Annotated in this window: 15 protein-coding genes, 1 tRNA gene and 2 pseudogenes; 12 read left to right on the forward strand and 6 right to left on the reverse strand. The window is 60.1% G+C overall.

Annotation, left to right across the window (positions count from 1 at the left end; genetic code table 11):
• Positions 1-8: 8 nt before the first annotated feature.
• From BLS87_RS09445 to BLS87_RS09460, 4 genes and pseudogenes are all read left to right on the forward strand, one after another.
• A tRNA-Ile gene (locus BLS87_RS09445) sits at positions 9-85 on the forward strand.
• 106 nt (positions 86-191) lie between these two features.
• Positions 192-578: pseudogene (locus BLS87_RS09450) on the forward strand (hypothetical protein); the annotation flags it as partial.
• Between the two features lie 226 nt (positions 579-804).
• A pseudogene (locus BLS87_RS09455) lies at positions 805-1,149 on the forward strand (type II toxin-antitoxin system RelE/ParE family toxin).
• 137 nt (positions 1,150-1,286) lie between these two features.
• Entirely contained in the window at positions 1,287-1,571 is a 285-nt protein-coding gene (locus tag BLS87_RS09460; protein ID WP_074752236.1) for a helix-turn-helix domain-containing protein, read from the forward strand.
• Positions 1,572-1,652: 81 nt separating this feature from the next.
• On the opposite strand, the gene BLS87_RS09465 is transcribed toward BLS87_RS09460, so the two are convergent.
• The gene (locus tag BLS87_RS09465) at positions 1,653-2,345 is read right to left on the reverse strand and encodes a CatB-related O-acetyltransferase (protein WP_074752237.1); all 693 of its coding nucleotides are present in this window, start codon (positions 2,343-2,345) and stop codon (positions 1,653-1,655) included.
• A gap of 119 nt (positions 2,346-2,464) precedes the next feature.
• On the opposite strand from BLS87_RS09465, the gene BLS87_RS09470 reads away from it, so the two are divergent.
• Positions 2,465-3,511: an FUSC family protein gene (locus BLS87_RS09470; RefSeq protein ID WP_074752238.1), complete on the forward strand. Its 1,047-nt coding sequence runs from the start codon at positions 2,465-2,467 to the stop codon at positions 3,509-3,511.
• Positions 3,512-3,533: 22 nt separating this feature from the next.
• On the opposite strand, the gene ppk2 is transcribed toward BLS87_RS09470, so the two are convergent.
• The 5 genes from ppk2 to BLS87_RS09495 form a co-directional block, all read right to left on the reverse strand.
• Entirely contained in the window at positions 3,534-4,457 is a 924-nt protein-coding gene (ppk2, locus tag BLS87_RS09475) for a polyphosphate kinase 2 (protein WP_074752239.1), read from the reverse strand.
• A 125-nt stretch (positions 4,458-4,582) separates the two neighbouring features.
• Positions 4,583-5,347 carry a DeoR/GlpR family DNA-binding transcription regulator gene (locus BLS87_RS09480; RefSeq protein ID WP_074752240.1) on the reverse strand — a complete coding sequence of 255 codons (765 nt, stop codon included), beginning with the start codon at positions 5,345-5,347 and terminating at the stop codon, positions 4,583-4,585.
• A gap of 54 nt (positions 5,348-5,401) precedes the next feature.
• A complete protein-coding gene (gene pdxA / locus BLS87_RS09485; RefSeq protein WP_074752241.1) occupies positions 5,402-6,403 on the reverse strand; it encodes a 4-hydroxythreonine-4-phosphate dehydrogenase PdxA in 1,002 nt (333 codons plus the stop codon).
• Positions 6,396-7,691: a four-carbon acid sugar kinase family protein gene (locus BLS87_RS09490; protein ID WP_074752242.1), complete on the reverse strand. Its 1,296-nt coding sequence runs from the start codon at positions 7,689-7,691 to the stop codon at positions 6,396-6,398. The genes pdxA and BLS87_RS09490 overlap by 8 nt, the downstream gene beginning before the upstream one ends.
• Complete coding sequence (locus BLS87_RS09495) at positions 7,688-8,707, reverse strand: 2-keto-3-deoxygluconate permease (protein ID WP_074752243.1); 1,020 nt, start codon at positions 8,705-8,707, stop codon at positions 7,688-7,690. Before BLS87_RS09495 ends, BLS87_RS09490 begins: the two co-directional genes overlap by 4 nt.
• Positions 8,708-8,971: 264 nt before the next feature.
• Here BLS87_RS09495 and BLS87_RS09500 point away from each other — a divergent pair, with 264 nt between their 5' ends.
• From BLS87_RS09500 to pqqB, 7 genes are all read left to right on the forward strand, one after another.
• Entirely contained in the window at positions 8,972-9,739 is a 768-nt protein-coding gene (locus BLS87_RS09500; protein ID WP_244165821.1) for a class II aldolase/adducin family protein, read from the forward strand.
• A gap of 455 nt (positions 9,740-10,194) precedes the next feature.
• Positions 10,195-10,656, forward strand: a complete 462-nt coding sequence (locus BLS87_RS09510; RefSeq protein WP_062385556.1) for an Lrp/AsnC family transcriptional regulator — start codon at positions 10,195-10,197, stop codon at positions 10,654-10,656.
• Positions 10,657-10,795: 139 nt separating this feature from the next.
• Positions 10,796-12,490 carry a flavin monoamine oxidase family protein gene (locus BLS87_RS09515; RefSeq protein WP_074752246.1) on the forward strand — a complete coding sequence of 565 codons (1,695 nt, stop codon included), beginning with the start codon at positions 10,796-10,798 and terminating at the stop codon, positions 12,488-12,490.
• A gap of 11 nt (positions 12,491-12,501) precedes the next feature.
• Positions 12,502-13,302: a carbon-nitrogen hydrolase family protein gene (locus BLS87_RS09520; RefSeq protein WP_074752247.1), complete on the forward strand. Its 801-nt coding sequence runs from the start codon at positions 12,502-12,504 to the stop codon at positions 13,300-13,302.
• A 223-nt stretch (positions 13,303-13,525) separates the two neighbouring features.
• Positions 13,526-15,982: a pyrroloquinoline quinone biosynthesis protein PqqF gene (gene pqqF / locus BLS87_RS09525; protein ID WP_074752248.1), complete on the forward strand. Its 2,457-nt coding sequence runs from the start codon at positions 13,526-13,528 to the stop codon at positions 15,980-15,982.
• 156 nt (positions 15,983-16,138) lie between these two features.
• Complete coding sequence (pqqA, locus tag BLS87_RS09530) at positions 16,139-16,210, forward strand: pyrroloquinoline quinone precursor peptide PqqA (RefSeq protein ID WP_008365141.1); 72 nt, start codon at positions 16,139-16,141, stop codon at positions 16,208-16,210.
• Positions 16,211-16,304: 94 nt separating this feature from the next.
• Positions 16,305-17,216 (forward strand): pyrroloquinoline quinone biosynthesis protein PqqB, encoded by a 912-nt coding sequence (pqqB, locus tag BLS87_RS09535; RefSeq protein ID WP_062385268.1) that lies wholly within the window; start codon positions 16,305-16,307, stop codon positions 17,214-17,216.
• Positions 17,217-17,235: the final 19 nt, after the last annotated feature.

The following is a 17,235-nucleotide window of genomic DNA, read 5'->3' on the forward strand; positions in this document are numbered from 1 at the left end:
CTGACTGAGGGCCTATAGCTCAGTTGGTTAGAGCAGAGGACTCATAATCCTTTGGTCCACGGTTCGAGTCCGTGTGGGCCCACCATATAAATCAAGGGCTGCAGCGCTGCTGCAGTTTCGAGAGGGTGTTTTGGAATGCCCCCGAGGTACAGTTTCGGTACAGTCCGTGCCGATGTCCTTCGGAGAACAGCATGGCAACTCTCGTAAAAACCCCTTCCGGTACATGGAAAGCAGTCATCCGAAAACAAGGATGGCCCACAGCTTCCAAGACTTTCCGCACCAAACGTGACGCTGAGGACTGGTCACGTCGAGCCGAAGACGAGATGGTCAGAGGCGTCTACATTCAGCGAAGCGGCTCAGAGCGCATGACTCTAGAGGCGGCCCTGAAGCGTTATCTTTCCGAAGTCACTCCCACCAAGAAGCTCTCCACTCAGCGTGGCGAAACGAGCAAGGCAAAAAAGCTCACCGCCGAGTTGGGTAAGTACTCGCTCGCAGCTTTATCCAGCGAGATCATCGCAGCTTACCGCGACAAGCGACTGTTTCAGCCTGCTGACCGGAAACGGACACTAACCAGCAACAGAACGGTATCGAGCCTGACAGCCACAAGGCCTGCACTCAACTGGCATATATTCATTTCGAGATAAGTTTTCGTCGACCGATTGGTCTTATATCGATATCGAGATAAATTGCGTTTACTGACGGCACTATCCCCCTACAGGAGCCCATGATGAGTCAGCGGGGGATTAAGTGAGACCGTAAGCGCTATGGAGGGTCGGCAAATGGCAAACGCAAGGCAATATTTCTATGCAAGGAATCAGATCAAGGCAGGACGGCGTCAAACCAATCGTATGGGTGGGCACCAGTAAAGAAGATATGGGTGACTTTCCACCCGTCGCTCGACAACGAGCCGGGTATTAGCTGGAACTGATCCAGGAGGGCGATGAACCTGCCGACTGGAAGCCGATGGAAAGCGTAGGGCAAGGTGTGCGGGAGATCCGCATCACGTGTAAAGATGGGGCTTTTCGCGTGTTTTATGTGGTGAAGCGGTCGGACGGCATCTATGTCCTTCATGCGTTTCGCAAAACCACTGAAAAGACGGAAAAGCGCGACATTGACTTGGCTGCAACCAGGTACAAGTCGCTGGACTGATGAGACGTGACGCCCCCTGGAATTAGGGGGCTTCAACACCCCTTCCGTTTATGGCAAGGGGTAAAGTCGCAGCCTTCGTTCATACTCATGTGCTTTTCTAATCTAAATGCAACAGAAGCAGGAATGAGGGATAAATAATGGCAAACGAACGCTCTAGCTCTGTGTGGGATGCGTTGGTTGATTCGCCAGAAGAAGCCGAGAATCTTCGGCTGCGCTCCAAGCTGATGCGAGTGCTGACCAAGACTGTACGGTCGTGGGATCTGCCGCAAAAAGATGCGGCACGACAGCTCCACGTTACCCAGCCGCGTCTGAGTGAGCTGCTGAACGGGAAGATTGATAAGTTCTCCCTGGATGCTCTGGTGAACCTGTTGGCCTGCGCAAATTTGGAAGTCGATATAACCGTTAAAGAAAAAGTCGCCTGATCAGGGCGTGCGAATTATGAAGGGCTGACCTTAGGGCGGCCTTTTTCGTTTCTATGGTGATCACCCCGATCACCCGAAGCTTCAAAGCATTTCACACCCTTCACGGCTGATCTTCATTCTGCGATACCGTGCTTTGGCGCTCGCACTGCCTGCGTCCAACGCCTGCAAGAATGCCTCGGGGCGGTCCATTGGCAGCGTCTTCAATTCGGCGATATCCCTCTCCCACCACTCGCTCGCCAAGAGACGTTCGATGATGTCAGGCGAATGTCGGTAGCGAATGATTTTGGCAGGGAATCCCGCGACGATGGCGTAAGGCGGAACGTCTTGAGTGACGACCGCGCGGGTGGCGATGATGGCGCCGGTGCCGACTGTCACGCCTTCCATGATCATCGCGCTGTGGCCAATCCAGACATCGTGCCCAATCTCGGTCATGTCGGTCCGGGCGTTATAGATCAGTGGCGCGTCGGTGTACTGGAAGGGATGCGAACTCACCCAGTCACTGGGGTGGGTGTATTTTTCCTGGCCGATGAAGACGTCGGACGCGATGGAGCAGAAACGGCCGATGGACGACACCAGCGAGAGGTGTGTGCCGCTTCGAATGTAGGTGTGTGCGCCAATTTCGACGTGACGCGCGCGCAGTTCGACGTGTCCCAGTTCGACGCAGTCCTCGATGATCAGCTCGCTGCGTTTGCTCATCGACTCCAGACCACCCGCGAGCTTGGCGCCGCGTTTCTTGATCCAGCGTTTCCAGTAGAGATTTTTCAGGAACTGCAAAAGTTTTACCTCGTCGCCGGGCGTCGGGATTTCAGAGGCGGCAAGCCTATCAGAAGCCGGGGCGCCACACGTTTGCCAAACGGCTGGATATTTTCGCTTCCCCAAGGGTCTGTAACCCCATGAATACGCCTTTACTGCCTCACTGGCTTCGCCGGGTCCTGCGCCCCTTGCTGGATCCGTACCGCCGCTATCGCCACGCGCGCTACATTCATGCCGGTCGCATCGTGGTCGGTCTGCTGGTGTCGATCCTGCTCACGACGGGGATCCACCTGCCCCATGGCGAATGGGCGTCCGTCACCATGCTGATCGTGATTGGCGGTTTGCAGCATCACGGCAATATCGGCAAGAAGTCGGTAGAACGGGCGTACGGCACATTGATTGGTGCAGCGTTGGGCCTGGCCGTGGTGGCGCAGGAAAGCTATCTGGGCATGCCTCTGCTGACCTACGTGGTCATGTCGCTGATCTGTGGCTTCTTCGCGTATCACGCCATCGGCAAGGGCGGTTACACGGCGCTGCTGTCGGCGATTACGCTGTTTATCGTGGCGGGCCATGGCGATAACCCGATTACCGACGGGCTTTGGCGCACGGTGGATATCCTGATCGGGATCGCGCTGGCCCTGGCGTTTTCCTTCGCCCTGCCGCTGTATGCGGTGTACTCGTGGCGCTACAACCTGGCCACCGGGCTGCGGGACTGCGCCAAGGTGTACGAACGCATCAGCAGCGGGCAGTCGATTACCGCCGACGAGCATTTGAAGCTGCTCGCACGGCTCAACGCAACGATGCTGCAGCTGCGCTCGTTAATGCCGTCCGTGTCGAAAGAAGTGAAGATTTCGCTGGTCGAACTGGACGCCATCCAAGGCCATTACCGCATGTGCCTGAGCACGCTGGAGATCCTGTCGAACCTGCGTCCGGCCGACTTGGGCAACGTGGGCATGAATGCCGAGCAGCGTCGAATCCGGCGCATGCTCATCGGGATGGCGAGGGCGTTGAAGACGGGCGCCACGGAGCGTCTGGAGCGCCCTACCGAATCCTTGGCAGTAGGCCCGGAAACGCCCGCTGCTTCAGCCGAAGTACTGGGTTATCAGTTGATGACCCGGCAACTGGCGCTGAACATCGAAGGCCTTCAGCAGAGGCTGGCGAAGACGGCGAAGCAGTGGAAGATCTGATCTTCGCCGTCAACGGGTTCGGTCAATACCGGGACGGCACGACCATGTCGCGCGGCACAGGCGCGCGCAGGTAGTTGGCATTGTATTCGCGCTCGGGCAACACCACCTGTGGCGACTCCACGTCGCCGCGCGGGATCTGCTCCAGCAAGTGGTGAATGCAGTTCAGGCGTGCGCGCTTCTTGTCATCCGCCTCAACGATCCACCACGGCGCGACGTCAGTGTGTGAGCGGGTGAGCATTTCCTCTTTGGCACGGGTGTAGTCCTCCCAGCGACGACGGGATTCCAGGTCCATTGGCGACAGCTTCCACTGTTTCAGCGGATCGTGAATACGCATGAGGAAGCGGCGGTATTGCTCATCGTCGGTGATCGAGAACCAGTACTTGATGAGGATGATGCCCGAGCGCACCAGCATCTTTTCGAACTCGGGCACGGTGCGGAAAAACTCTTCGTATTCGTCGTTATCGCAGAACCCCATGACCCGCTCGACACCTGCGCGGTTGTACCAACTGCGGTCGAACAGCACCATTTCACCGGCGGCCGGCAGGTGCGAAACGTAGCGCTGGAAATACCACTGGGTGCGTTCGCGCTCGCTCGGCGCCGTCAGTGCGGCGACCCGGCAAACACGCGGGTTCAGGCGTTGAGTGATGCGCTTGATCGCGCCGCCCTTCCCGGCTGCGTCGCGCCCTTCGAACAACACCACGACCTTGAGCTTCTGACTGACGACCCAGTCCTGCAACTTGACCAGCTCACCCTGCAGGCGCAGCAACTCGCGGAAGTAGACGCGTCGATCAATGCCCTTCGGCACCTCTTCACCCAGGCCGGAGAGCAGCTCGTCCAGACGCGCATCGTCGTACTCCATTTCCAGCTCTTCGTCGAAGCTGTCGAGAATATCGGCGCGTATATAGTGGGCGGTTTCGGACAAATCCAGATGCTGGCTATCGGTCATGGCGGGGCTCCCGGCGCGGATTCAGAGGGTCTAACGTCAGAAGGCCGATTTAGACATGCCGGGAGTGACAGCTGAATGACAAAACGATGACTGCGAGGAAAAGTCCTACAGAGGCCGTGTCTCTTCTAAACGGTTTCGACAGTAATCTGCTGAACTGCGCGGAACGGCGCCAGCGATGCTTCATCCGCTTGGGATGAGGTAATCAGCGTCCATTCGCGTTCGATGGGCGTCCAGTGTTGCTGACGAGCGCGGCCGAGTTTTTCGGCATCCGCGAGGACGAACACCTGCGCGGCGCGCCTGATGATGCATTCCTTCAAGTACGCCTGTTGATCGCTGGCTTCGCACAGACCGAATTCGGCGACCACTCCGTCAGCGCCCATGAACGCCTTGTCGACGCTCAAGCGGCTCAAGGTCAGTTCAGCCAGCGGCCCGAGCGTGCTCATGCTCGAACCCCGAAGGTCGCCGCCGATCAGCGTCAGGCGAATCCCCGGTGCGTTGGCCAGCGTCATCACCGCCAGAAGGTTGTTGGTGACCACGTGCACGTTTTGGCGCGAACACAGGTGCAACGCCAGCGCCGCACACGTGGTGCCACCGTCGAGCAGCACCGTGTCGCCCTCGTCAACATGCAGCGCCGCCGCTTTGGCGATGATGTCTTTCTGATCGCGCTGGGTCGCCTTGCGCTCTTCCAGCGACGCTTCCGGCTCATGCACGCCAATCAGCGCCGTGGCACCGCCGTGGGTACGCACCAGATGCCGCTGTTTGGCGAGCATGGTGAGGTCGCGCCGCACGGTGGCTTCCGACACGCCAAGCGCAGCGCTCAGTTGCTCGACATTGGTGTCGCGGGCGCGCACCAGTTCGAGAATGGCGCGATGACGGTCGGTGGCTTTCATGGGCGGCCTCGTAAGGGAAAGGCCGCTGATCTTACACGACCGAGGCCTGACACCTCACCCCCGACGCGTGGCCAGTTCAGCGCCCTGGCGCAGCGCTTCGAGCAGACTGCGTTCGTCGGCGATGCCCTTACCGGCGATGTCGAATGCAGTGCCGTGATCCACCGAGGTCCGGATCACTTCCAGGCCTACGGTGACGTTGACCCCCGCTTCCAGACCCAGCACTTTCACCGGACCATGGCCCTGATCGTGGTACATCGCGACCACCAGATCGAAATCGCCACGCCCCGCGCGGAAGAAGAGCGTGTCCGCTGGCAGCGGACCAGTCACATCCAGCCCTTGCGCCTGCAACAACTTCACCGCCGGGATGATTTTTTCCTCTTCTTCGCCATAACCGAACAGGCCGTTCTCGCCCGCGTGCGGGTTGATGCCGCACACGCCAATACGCGGCCTGGCGATGCCGGCCTTGATCAGCGTGGCATTACCGCGCTCGATGGTGCGCTGCACCAGGCCCGGTTCGATCTTGCGGATCGCATCAATGATGCCAATGTGCGTGGTCACGTGAATGACCCGCAGGTGCGGTGCGACCAGCATCATCGAGACTTCGTCGACGTGGGTCAGGTGCGCCAGCATCTCGGTGTGGCCTGGGTATTTGTGGCCGCCGGCGTGCAGCGCTTCTTTATTAAGCGGTGCGGTACAGATCGCGTCGATCTGCCCCGCTTCGGCCAGTTGCACGGCCCGCGCGATGTATTGAAATGCGCCGTCGCCGGCAATGGGTGACAGCTGACCGAAGGGCAGATCGGCGGGAATGAGGTTCAAGTCGATGCAGTCGATGGTGCCTGGCTCGTACTGCGCCTCCGAAGCCTCTTTGATGCGACGAATCTTCGCGCTGCCTTTGACGATTTCGTTTGCCAGTTCCAGACGTCCGGCATCACCGATCACCAGCGGACGGCACTGCTGATACACAACATCGTGGGTCAGGCTCTTGACGATGATTTCCGGACCTACGCCTGCGGCGTCGCCCATGGTGATGCCGATGATGGGCAAATAGTTACTCATGATGTTTACCTTGTAGCGCAGAATTCTTGACCGAGCCTGCGGCGTATTCCGCAGGCTCTACAGCGTTATTCATGTGCAGCCACGCCGCGTAGAGCGCGTGGTCGGTGCCGAACGCACCGGCCTTGGTGACAACACCGGGACGATGGCCGTGGCGTGTAGCGATCGGGCGCCCGAACGCAACGCCCGCTTCGATTTCACAGAGCAGTTGCAGGCTGCCGATACCCACCGCTTCGAGCATGGCTCGCGCGGTTTCACCGCCCGTGGCGACCAGACCGCCGACGTGAGCGAAGTGAGGTCGCACCAGCGCGGCCAGCAAGGTCGACAGCCGCGCACCTTCGGCCGGATCAAAGGCCTCGTCCCGGCCGATGCGCAACAGCAGGTCCTCGCCACGACGCAGGTACTCGCCAATACGCATTTCCCAACCGGCCCAATCCGCGTGTGACATGCCCTGACGCAGCACGGAAGGCGGCACGACGAGCTCGCCGATGGATGCGCGCTCCTTAAGCATCGCGCATTGACGTTGGGAAACGTCGGACAGGCTGCCGACCAAAACCAACGTAGGCGCGTGTTTTTCACGTGCGAACACGGGACTAGTGCCCGACGCCGACAACACATCAGGCAACGCCGCAAGTTCACGCGCCAGCCCACCGGATCCCACCCAGAACAAGGGCGCTGATAAGTTCGCGGTGACGATCGCCAGCGTCCTCAGGTCCTCGGCGGTTTGCGCATCGACGATCAGCGCCTGGATATCGCTGCCAGCCATTTCGACAATGTGACCGGCCAGCGCATCAGCGTCGCCACGCAAGGTATCCAATGTCAGCTTGGCGGTTCGCAGACCTGCGCCTTCAAGCAGGGTATCGATGTTGGCCGAACGGTCTGCGTGCTCCAGCTTCCAAGTGTCGGTGGTTTCCAGCGGCTGACCGTTGACCAGCACCCTGCCTTGCAGCGTGGTGCGCCCGGTTGCAGGAAAGGCCGGCGCGACGATCGCCAGACCCGCGTGCGACTGGAGTGCAGCGACTTCCGACGCCCAGTTGCCGCGCAGGGTCGAGTCGATCTTCTTGTACAGTCGCTGCCCCGGTTTGAGCAGCGTCCGGTACGCCGTCAGCGTGTGCTCAGCGGCTTGCGCGACAGACAGGCGACGGGTGTCGGTATCAATGGCGACCACGCTTGCATCGCCGGTGTCATGGGACGCATCAAGGGTCACCACCGTGCTCAGTCCGGCGCCCGCGAAGGCAATCGCGCAATCCGCCGCACCGGACAGATCATCGGCAATGATCAGCAATGTCATCGAACCACCTCCCGCTCCGCAGCCACCTTCACCGGCTCGTCGTTCACCGGCGTGTCAGCGTGACGCGCTTTGTAGCGTTTGGCGACGGACGCGGTAAGAATCGGCGACAAAACAGCGGTGACCACCACGCACGCCGCCACCAGCAAGGTCGCGGAATTTGCAGCGTCGGTGTAGACCGGATTCGCTGCCGCCACCAGCGCGGGGACTGCCGCCGCATTACCCGCCGTGTTGGCCGCTGCGACGCCCGCAACGCCGGTCCCGCCCGACACCCGGTCGGCGAAATACAGCGGAATGCCGGTCAGCACGACCACCGCCAGGCCCAGGCCAATACCCAACAAGCCCGCCTGCCAGACCTTGTGCAGGTCGAGGCTGGCGCCCAGCGCCAAGGCAAAGAACGGAATCATCACCGGCACAGCCTTGGCCAGAAAGTCGCGCATCTCGCGGTCAAGATTACCCAGCAACATGCCCAGCAGCAGCGGCAGGATTGCCCCCACCAGCGTAGGCCACGGAAACGCCGCCAACCCGGCGACACCCAGCGTGACCATGGTCAGGAACGGACCGGACTCCAGCGACATGACCGAGTAAGCGCCGACGTCTTCGGACCGCCCGTATTGGCCCATCAGTGCCATGTACAACCCGCCGTTGGTGTCGTTCATGGCGGCAACCACCGCCAGCGTCGACAGCCCGGCGAAGATGCCCGAAGTGATCGGTTGCTCCCCCAGGAAGTGCCCCATGATCACGCCGATCACGATGGCGGTTCCGACCTTGGTGCCAAACAGCACGCCACCTTTCTTCAACAGATACGGTGTGGCTTTGATGTCGATGCTGGCGCCCATGCACACGTAGAACACCGCGAGAATAGGCAGCGAACCGGTGAACAGTGCGTTGGTGAACGAGCCGAAGAACTTCGGCATGTCAGGCAGAAACGTTGCGACGAGCGAGCCGATCAGCAGGGGCACGATCATCATGCCGCCGGGTACACGTTCAATGGTGCGCTTGATAGGAATCTGGGCCACGGGAGCACTCCTTATTCTTATAGTGGGGCAGTGGTGTGATGCATCAGGCTAAAGGCTTGAATTTGAGCGAAACGATCATCTTTGTGATCAGTTCACGCAAATCAGCTTATTGCATTCGCACAAATCGCGCAAACCGATCAACAAAATGATCACTTCGAGCAAATGAAGCGATAAGACTTCGCGTGATGGCGGACCAGCACTCGACGTCGACGAAACAGGCTGGCAGGCTGCACCCAGCGCAAAATGAAACCACTGGAGCCCGACATGTCCCACGCGTACAGCCCGCAGGAATGGCAACTCAGGCAAGAACTGGCCGCCTGTTATCGCCTGATCGCTCATTACAGGATGACCGACCTGATCTTCACCCACCTTTCCCTGCGCATCCCCGGCCCCGAGCATCACTTTCTGATCAACCCTTACGGCCTGATGTTCGAGGAGATCACGGCCTCGAACCTGGTGAAGATCGATCTTCACGGCAATAAGGTCGAGGCTTCGCCGTACCCGGTGAACCCCGCGGGTTTCGTGATTCACAGCGCCATTCACAGTGCACGGGAAGATGCTCAGTGCGTTCTGCACACGCACACCAAGGCGGGGTGCGCGGTGGCTGCGCAGACGTGCGGCTTACTGCCGGTGAACCAGATCTCGATGGAGTTCTATGGCCGCGTCGGCTACCACGACTACGAAGGCATCGCCCTGGATTTCAGTGAGCAACAGCGCCTGGTGGCCGATCTGGGGGATAACGCGGTGATGATCTTGCGCAACCACGGTTTATTGACCGTGGGCGAGAGCGTGAAGCAGGCTTTTCTGCGCATGTACTACCTGGAGAAAGCCTGTGAGATTCAGGTCACGGCGCAAGCCAGTGGCAACCTGCTCTTGCCGCCTGAAGAGGTCTGCCGGCGCACGGAAAGACAATTCAACGCACCCGGCCAAGGTGTTGCGGAGGGGGAGCTGAGCGATCTGGACGCCGTGGATTTTGCCTGGGCGGCCTTGCTGCGCCTGCTGGATCGCGTGGCACCGGGGTACAAGGATTGATCGGGAGTCTCTAGCGAAAGCGCCGGGCCGGCTTCCATTCATGCTGCGCCCCCGCTCCCTGTGGGAGACGTCGGAGGTTACGACGGCAGCGAAGGCGGTGGGTCAGTCACCGGTGATGTCACTGTCCCACCGCATTCGCCACTGTCGTAACCTCCAGCAGCTCCCACAGGTCTTGCGGCAGCCACAGGTTCTGGGTCTATCCAGTTCAGAGGTGTTGAGGCAGTCACAGGTTCTGGGTCTGCCCGGTTCAGAGGTCTTGAGGCAGCAACAGGTTCTGTGGTCTCCCCGGTACCTGTGGGAGACGTCGGAGGTTACGACGGCAGCGAAGGCGGTGGGTCGGTCTTTATTGATGCTGGGGGTCTTATGAGCCTGCAAGCCTGCACCTACAGGAGTAATGCCTGACCAGGCGTTCGACAACGGGTAACATTGCGCCCTTGCCGAAGGAGATTCACCTCTTGCCTGACACTCGCCCTCCCGCTCTGGACGACATCGACCGCCAGTTGATCGCGGCCTTGCAGATCAATGCGCGCGAGCCCGTCGCCAATCTGGCTCGCCAGCTGGGCATCGCTCGCACCACCGTGACGTCGCGGCTGGCACGTCTCGAGAAGGCGAAAATCATCACCGGCTACGGCGTGAGACTGAGCCAGCGTGTGGTGGATGGCGGCTTGCAGGCGTATGTCGGGATCACCGTGCAGCCTCGTTCCGGCAAGGAAGTGCTGCGGCGGTTGAGTGCGCTGGCTCAGGTGCAGCAGTTGTGCGCCGTCAGTGGCGAATTCGATTACGTGGCCTGGCTGCGCACCGATTCGCCCGAACAACTGGATCAATTGCTGGACCTTATCGGCAGCGTCGATGGCGTGGAAAAGACCACCACGTCGATCATCCTCAGCAGCAAGATCGATCGCGGACAGCCGGTTTAGGGCTATTTGATCAAAGTGACGTCAACCTTCGTCACTTTGTCTAAGATCTCTACATAACGACGACACTCTGCGTCTTATTAACGTCTCAACTGTTATCTAGACTTGTTCCCTTTCGCGCCCCAGTCGAACAAGGTCAGTCATGAAGAACAATCGCCATCCCGCCGACGGAAAAAAACCGATCACGATTTTCGGCCCGGACTTTCCGTTCGCCTTCGATGACTGGATCGAGCACCCGGCCGGTCTGGGCAGCATCCCGACCGAGAACCTTGGAAAAGAAGTCGCCATTGTGGGTGCAGGCATCGCAGGCCTCGTCGCTGCGTATGAGCTGATGAAGCTTGGCCTCAAACCCGTCGTGTACGAAGCGTCGAAAATGGGCGGGCGCTTGCGCTCCCAGAAGTTCGAAGGCGCCGAGGGGATCATCGCCGAACTGGGCGGAATGCGTTTTCCGGTGTCCTCCACAGCGTTCTATCACTACGTCGACAAACTGGGCCTTGAGTCCAAACCGTTTCCCAACCCGCTGACCGCAGCGTCCGGCAGCACCGTGATCGACCTGGAAGGCACGACGCACTACGCACAGAAGCTGTCGGACTTGCCTGCGCTGTTTCAGGAAGTGGCCGACGCCTGGGCCGATGCCCTCGAAGACGGCGCGCAGTTCGCGGACATTCAGCAGGCCATCCGTGACCGCGATGTCCCGCGCCTCAAGGAACTGTGGGACAAGCTGGTGCCGCTGTGGGACGACCGCACCTTCTACGACTTCGTCGCCACCTCCAAAGCCTTCGCCAAACTGTCGTTCTATCACCGTGAAGTGTTCGGCCAGGTCGGGTTCGGCACCGGCGGCTGGGACTCGGACTTCCCGAACTCGATGCTGGAAATCTTCCGCGTGGTCATGACCAACTGCGACGATCACCAGCACCTGATCGTCGGCGGCGTGGAACAAGTACCGCTCGGCATCTGGCGTCACGCCCCCGAGCGCTGCGCGCACTGGCCGGAAGGCACCAGCCTCTCGACGCTGCACCACGGCGCACCGCGTACGGGTGTGAAGCGCATCGCACGCGCGGCCGACGGCCAATTCGCCGTCACCGACAACTGGGGCGATACCCGTCATTACGACGCTGTTCTGGCGACCTGCCAAAGCTGGTTGCTGACCACGCAGATCGAGTGCGAAGAGTCGTTGTTCTCCCAGAAGATGTGGATGGCACTGGACCGCACGCGCTACATGCAGTCATCGAAAACCTTCGTCATGGTCGACCGCCCGTTCTGGAAGGACAAAGACCCGGAAACCGGCCGTGATCTGATGAGCATGACGCTGACCGATCGCCTGACCCGCGGCACCTACCTGTTCGATAACGGCACTTACTCCAACGGCGTCGAAAAGCCGGGCGTGATCTGCCTGTCGTATTCGTGGATGAGCGACGCGCTGAAAATGCTTCCGCACCCGGTGGAAAAGCGCGTCAGCCTGGCGCTCGGCGCGCTGAAAAAGATCTACCCGAAGGTCGATATCGCCGCGCGCATCATCGGCGACCCGATCACCGTGTCGTGGGAAGCCGACCCGCATTTCCTCGGCGCCTTCAAAGGCGCGCTGCCAGGCCACTATCGCTACAACCAGCGTATGTATGCGCACTTCATGCAAAAGGACATGCCCGACGATCAGCGCGGCATTTTCATCGCGGGCGACGACGTGTCATGGACGCCTGCCTGGGTTGAAGGCGCCGTGCAGACCTCGCTCAACGCGGTGTGGGGCATCATGACCCACTTTGGCGGCAAGACCCACGCCGAGAACCCGGGCCCGGGCGACGTGTTTCACGAAATCGGCCCGATCGTTTTGCCGGAATAAGGAGCCTGCTCATGCGCGTCGCGCTCTATCAATGCCCACCGTTGCCGCGGGATGTCAGCGGCAACCTGCAACGTCTCAACACACGGGCGATCGAAGCGGCGGCGCAAGGCGCGTCGCTGCTGGTATGCCCCGAGATGTTTCTCAGCGGCTACAACATCGGCGCGCAGGCCGCTCGTTTGCTGGCGCAACGCAGTGATGGCCCGGCAGCGCAGGCCATCTCGGCCATTGCTCAGGCGACCGAAGTGGCGATTCTGTACGGCTATCCCGAGTTGGGCGCTGACGGTCAGATTTACAACGCCGTGCAATTGATCGACGCCCACGGTTCGCGTCTCTGCAATTACCGTAAGACTCATCTGTACGGCGAACTGGACAAGTCGATGTTCAGTGCAGGCGAAGAGCATTTCCCCATCGTGGAATTCAACGGCTGGAAGCTGGGATTCCTGATCTGCTACGACGTGGAGTTTCCCGAAAACACGCGGCGTCTAGCGCTGGAAGGGGTTGATCTGATTCTGGTCCCGACCGCGAACATGGCCCCCTATGACTTCGTCGCTGAAGTCACCGTGCGGGCGCGCGCTTTCGAAAACCAGTGCTATCTGGTTTACGCCAACTACTGCGGCAGTGAGGGCGACATTCATTACTGCGGCTTGAGCAGTGTCTGTGCGCCGGACGGCAAACAGGTCGGCCTGGCGGGTCAGGATGAAACGCTGGTGGTCGCGGACCTAGACCGGCAATTGATGAGCGAATCGCAGGCCATCAATACCTACTTCAAGGATCGACGCCCCGGGTTTTACGCAGGCCTGGTCAAGGACTGAACAAGACACCGCTCCTCAGGAGATCACCGGGTACTCTGTGGGAGCGAATTCATTCGCGAAAGACCTCACAGCCGACATAGATGTGTCGCCTGCATTGGCCAATCGCGAATGAATTCGCTCCCACAGGGTGCTGGCGTACCTCCGAATCAGGCGTGCTCCGCACCCTTTCTGCCGTTATCCGCTAGCATGACCACTCACTTTCCCGAGCGCTGCGGAAAACGTCATGCCTGTCTCTGATTCATCCACCCATCGTTCGCTGACCCTTTCCAACGGCCTGCGCGTGTCGCTGTGTTCGGCGCCGCGTCTGAAACGGTGTGCGGCGGCATTGCGGGTAGCGGCAGGCAGTCATGATGTGCCCGAACAGTGGCCAGGACTGGCGCACTTTCTTGAGCATCTGTTCTTTCTCGGGACCGAGCGTTTTCCCGCCGACGAAAATCTTATGACCTACGTCCAGCGCCATGGCGGGCAGCTCAACGCCAGCACCCGAGAACGCATCACTGACTTCTTTTTCGAGTTACCGGCGGCCGTGTTTGCCGAGGGTCTGGACCGGTTGTGCGAGATGCTGGCTCACCCGCGCCTGACGATGGCCGATCAGTTGCGTGAACGGGAGGTGCTGCATGCGGAGTTCATCGCCTGGTCGCGAGACGCCGCGTCACGCAATCACCTGAAACGGCTGCAGCCGATATCGCCCTTGCATCCCCTTCGCTGGTTTCATGCGGGGAACCGCTTCAGTCTGCCGGTCCCGCGTCCGGCATTTCAGCAGGCGTTGCAGGACTTCTACCGGCAGTACTACCAAGCAGGTCAGATGACCTTGAGCCTGGCGGGACCGCAATCGCTGGAAGCATTGCAGGCGCTGGCCGAGACCTACGGAAGCTATTTCGCCAAGGGCCGTCGGATTGATCAGCGCACGCCTCCGGCACTGATGGACACCTCCGCCGGGCCGCATGCAGAAGAGGCTCCGAGACAGGTCCATCTGATGTTCGCCTGCGAGGGATTGCCACAAGGTCATGAGCAGGCTGCCGCGTTTCTCTGCACCTGGATGAATAACGCGCAGCCGGGCGGCCTGGTGGCGACACTGCGCGATCGGCGGCTGATCGAATCGCTCAGGGCAGAGGTGTTGTACGAGTTTGACGGGCAGGTTTTGATCAGCGTCGAAGCGGTGATCACCGACGTCCTCGCTACGGAAGGAACGCCTTTCACTGTAGGAGCGCGCTTGCCCGCGAAGACGTCAGAGGTGCGCACGCAGATTTCAGACCTGCTACTCAACTGGCTGACCTTCTTCAAAGCGCATTACCACCCATTGCTCAACGAATACGCCCTGCTCGAACAACGTCGCCTTGCCGTCGATGGCGCATTGGCGCTTGCCCGACATTACAGCGGCGAGACGACAACCGAACCCGGTCTATCGGATCAGGCAATTCGTGCCGTGGATGCGTTGCTCGAAACCCTCACGCCGCAGACGCTGTTGCAGCCAAGTCCTGAAATCGCGGAACGCCCATTGCTGAGCGCCGACTGGCGGCTGCCCGAGCCCAATCCTTTTCTGCGACCAAAACTTCAGACAGAAAGCCTCTCGGCGCCGCTGCCGTCATTGACCTTCAGTGAAGTGCTGCCAGCCAACGGCGAAACCACCGCCTATCTTCGCTGGACGCTGCCTGCACCGCACCCAAAGCTCGCCCTCATGCTCAACGACAGCCTGAAATCGCTGACCGCCGATGCCCGGCAAGCAGGCGTGGCGCTGACTTTCAGCGCTTACGGAAACTTCTGGCAATTAAAAGCGAGTGGGCTGGCTGAACCACTTCCCACCGTGCTGGAACAGGCGCTGCGGTTGCTCGGTCAGCCAGACGCACAGACGCTCTCGCGTTATGGACAACCCAGCCAGGAGCCTGCGCCGATCCCGATTCGCCAACTGCTCAAAACGCTTCCTGATCATTTTTTGAACAGCATCAACACCGCAGAAACCCGAGACGTGGAAAGCATCTGGGCTAACGCCCGCTGGATCGGCTTCGCGACCGGTCTGGATGAGATCGCCCAGCGCAAACTCACTCACGCCCTGCGGCTGATGCCCGGTGTCGCCGAGGAAAAACCCAGTCACCCACCCGTCCTGGCGCCGGGCAAACGCTGGCAACACGAGACGTCGGATGCCTCCGAAGATGCGGTGCTGGTGTTCTACCCCACGCCGTCGACACTGATCGAAGACGAGGCGATGTGGCGATTGTTCGCACAGTTGGTACAAGCGCCGTTCTATCAGCGCCTGCGTGTCGAACTGCAACTGGGCTACGCAGTATTCAGCGGTTTCCGACAGATTGCCGGGCAAAGCGGGCTGTTGTTTGGCGTGCAGTCACCCAGCGCCAGCGCCGGACAGTTGATCGACCACATCGAGTCCTTCATGGTGACACTGCCTGACCGGATCAAAGACGCTCACCTCCCCGCGCAGATCACCGCGCTTCAGAGCCAACTCGATCCCGCGACCCTGGACAGTTCGCAGGCGGCCGAAATGCTGTGGCAGGCTCACCTGGCCGGGCATTCAGCGCGTTACCTTGAGCGTCTGCAACATTCGTTTGCACATTTGCAGCCCGAAGAACTGAAGCGCGCCGCCAGTCGGGTAGCGCTACCTGAAACCACGGTCTTGTGCCTGTCCAATCGCCCCAGCCCAAGCGTGGCGGCACCTGCAGCCAGATGATCCTTGCGGGAAATGCAAAAAGCTTTATCTGATATTTCATCGTTGGAACGGCGTTATTTTTAGTAACATAGCTCCCTAAGCATTTGAACGTCTCCTCTCGCAGGTGTACTAAAGATGTACTTACCCACCGTTGCATTAACCCAGAAGGAGTCTTTTATGTGGACTAAACCTGCTTACACTGATCTGCGTATCGGCTTTGAAGTCACCATGTACTTCGCAAGCCGTTGATTTCTGCGCGGTGAGAAGCCTCGGTTCGCCGGGGCTTTTTTGTTAGAGGATTCCAGATTTTCGGGCGCAGCAGCCCACTCGGTACGGAGCACACATGCACATCCAGATTCTCGGCTCGGCGGCGGGCGGCGGTTTCCCTCAATGGAACTGCAACTGCGTCAACTGCGCAGGCTTTCGCGACGGCAGCCTGCGGGCGCACGCTCGCACTCAGTCGTCCATTGCCCTGTCGGACGACGGCGTGAACTGGGTCCTGTGCAACGCCTCCCCCGACATTCGCGCTCAACTGCAAGGCTTCGCCCCCATGCAACCCAATCGGGGCCTGCGTGACACGGGCATCAGCGCGATCATCCTGATGGACAGCCAGATCGACCACACCACCGGCCTGCTGAGCCTGCGCGAAGGTTGTCCGCATCAGGTCTGGTGCACTGACATGGTCCATGAAGACCTGACCACAGGCTTTCCGCTGTTCACCATGCTCAAGCACTGGAATGGCGGTCTGGACTGGAACCGCATCGAACTGGAAGGCAGCTTCGTCATTCCCGCCTGCCCGAACCTGCGCTTCACACCGTTTCCGCTGCGCAGCGCTGCCCCGCCCTACTCGCCTCACCGCTTCGACCCACACCCCGGCGACAACATCGGGCTGATGGTCGAAGACCTTCGCACCGGCGGTAAATTGTTCTACGCACCAGGCCTGGGCAAGGTCGATGATGCCCTCATGGAAAAGATGAGCGGCGCCGACTGTCTGCTGGTGGACGGCACGATGTGGGACGACGATGAAATGAAACGCCGAGGCGTGGGCACGCGAACCGGCACCGAGATGGGTCACCTGGCGCAGAACGGCCCCGGCGGCATGCTGGAAGTGCTGGAAAAACTGCCCAGACAGCGCAAGGTGCTCATCCACATCAACAACACCAACCCGATCCTCGACGAGGATTCGCCCGAACGCGCAGAGCTGGCCCGCCGTGAGGTTGAAGTGGCGTTTGATGGCATGAGCATCGAGCTTTAAAGCTGATCGTTAAAGACTG

The organism is Pseudomonas abietaniphila, from assembly GCF_900100795.1.
GTDB classification, from domain to species: Bacteria; Pseudomonadota; Gammaproteobacteria; order Pseudomonadales; family Pseudomonadaceae; genus Aquipseudomonas; species Aquipseudomonas abietaniphila.

Excerpts from the sequence above, each read along its gene's own strand:
- BLS87_RS09460 (WP_074752236.1), top strand. The coding sequence starts at position 1,287 with ATGGCAAACGAACGCTCTAGCTCTGTGTGGGATGCGTTGGTTGATTCG.
- BLS87_RS09470 (WP_074752238.1), top strand. The coding sequence starts at position 2,465 with ATGAATACGCCTTTACTGCCTCACTGGCTTCGCCGGGTCCTGCGCCCC.
- ppk2 (WP_074752239.1), bottom strand. The coding sequence starts at position 4,457 with ATGACCGATAGCCAGCATCTGGATTTGTCCGAAACCGCCCACTATATA.
- BLS87_RS09480 (WP_074752240.1), bottom strand. The coding sequence starts at position 5,347 with ATGAAAGCCACCGACCGTCATCGCGCCATTCTCGAACTGGTGCGCGCC.
- pdxA (WP_074752241.1), bottom strand. The coding sequence starts at position 6,403 with ATGAGTAACTATTTGCCCATCATCGGCATCACCATGGGCGACGCCGCA.
- BLS87_RS09490 (WP_074752242.1), bottom strand. The coding sequence starts at position 7,691 with ATGACATTGCTGATCATTGCCGATGATCTGTCCGGTGCGGCGGATTGC.
- BLS87_RS09500 (WP_244165821.1), top strand. The coding sequence starts at position 8,972 with ATGTCCCACGCGTACAGCCCGCAGGAATGGCAACTCAGGCAAGAACTG.
- BLS87_RS09515 (WP_074752246.1), top strand. The coding sequence starts at position 10,796 with ATGAAGAACAATCGCCATCCCGCCGACGGAAAAAAACCGATCACGATT.
- BLS87_RS09520 (WP_074752247.1), top strand. The coding sequence starts at position 12,502 with ATGCGCGTCGCGCTCTATCAATGCCCACCGTTGCCGCGGGATGTCAGC.
- pqqF (WP_074752248.1), top strand. The coding sequence starts at position 13,526 with ATGCCTGTCTCTGATTCATCCACCCATCGTTCGCTGACCCTTTCCAAC.
- pqqB (WP_062385268.1), top strand. The coding sequence starts at position 16,305 with ATGCACATCCAGATTCTCGGCTCGGCGGCGGGCGGCGGTTTCCCTCAA.